The sequence below is a fragment of the Mycobacterium sp. SMC-18 genome, assembly GCF_045310895.1.
GTDB lineage: Bacteria > Actinomycetota > Actinomycetes > Mycobacteriales > Mycobacteriaceae > Mycobacterium.
This window is the reverse complement of the sequence record NZ_JBJIAL010000131.1, coordinates 1-1,292: the sequence shown is the minus strand read 5'-3', so window position 1 is coordinate 1,292 and position 1,292 is coordinate 1. Positions and strand designations below refer to the sequence as shown.

The 1,292-nt window shown below is 57.0% G+C and carries 1 rRNA gene; it reads right to left on the bottom strand.

Features of this window, described 5'->3' with window-relative positions:
• A 23S ribosomal RNA gene (locus tag ACJH6J_RS30425) occupies positions 1-1,292 on the bottom strand; the annotation flags it as partial.

Genomic DNA, 1,292 nt, shown 5'->3' with positions numbered 1-1,292 from the left:
GTGCCTTGACGGTATGGAGGTCCCCCTTCTCCCGAAGTTACGGGGGCATTTTGCCGAGTTCCTTAACCATAGTTAACTCGTACGCCTTAGTATTCTCTACCTGACCACCTGTGTTGGTTTGGGGTACGGGCCATGTGTGCACTCGCTAGAGGCTTTTCTTGGCAGCATAGGATCACCGAATTCGCCTCACTCGGCTATGCATCACCTCTCAGACATGTGAACGACGGATTTGCCTATCGTTCGTCCTACAGGCTTACCCCGGTATTACCACTGACCGGTACGGCTACCTTCCTGCGTCACCCCATCGCTTGACTACTACCCACCAGGGTCCCACGCAGCCGGCAACACGTGATCCCCGAAAGGATCATCACGTGCCATTTGGATGGTTAGCACAATGGATTCATCACGGACGCACACACACGGGTACGGGAATATCAACCCGTTGTCCATCGACTACGCCTGTCGGCCTCGCCTTAGGTCCCGACTCACCCTGGGCGGACTGGCCTGCCCCAGGAACCCTTGGTCTTTCGGCGGGCAAGGTTCTCACTTGCCTATTCGCTACTCATGCCTGCATTCTCACTCCCACACCCTCCACAACTCGATCACTCGGCTGCTTCACCGGATGCAGGACGCTCCCCTACCCATCCTTGCGGATGCCGCGACTTCGGCGGTGTGCTTGAGCCCCGCTACATTATCGGCGCACAATCACTTGACCAGTGAGCTATTACGCACTCTTTCAAGGGTGGCTGCTTCTAAGCCAACCTCCTGGTTGTCTTCGCGACTGCACATCCTTTTCCACTTAGCACACGCTTAGGGGCCTTAGTCGGCGATCTGGGCTGTTTCCCTCTCGACGCACGGAGCTTATCCCCCGCCGTCTCACTGCCACGCTTTTGTCTTACCGGCATTCGGAGTTTGGCTGACGTCAGTAACCTGGTGAGGCCCATCGGCCATCCAGTAGCTCTACCTCCGGCAAGAAACACGCAACGCTGCACCTAAATGCATTTCGGGGAGAACCAGCTATCACGGAGTTTGATTGGCCTTTCACCCCTACCCACAGCTCATCCCCTCAGTCTTCAACCTAAGTGGGTTCGGGCCTCCACGCGGTCTTACCCGCGCTTCACCCTGGCCATGGGTAGATCACTCCGCTTCGGGTCCAGAACATGCCACTACACCACTTGCGTGGATACGCCCTATTCAGACTCGCTTTCGCTACGGCTACCCCCCACGGGTTAACCTCGCGACATGTCCCTGACTCGCAGGCTCATTCTTCAAAAGGCACGCCATCACCCCAC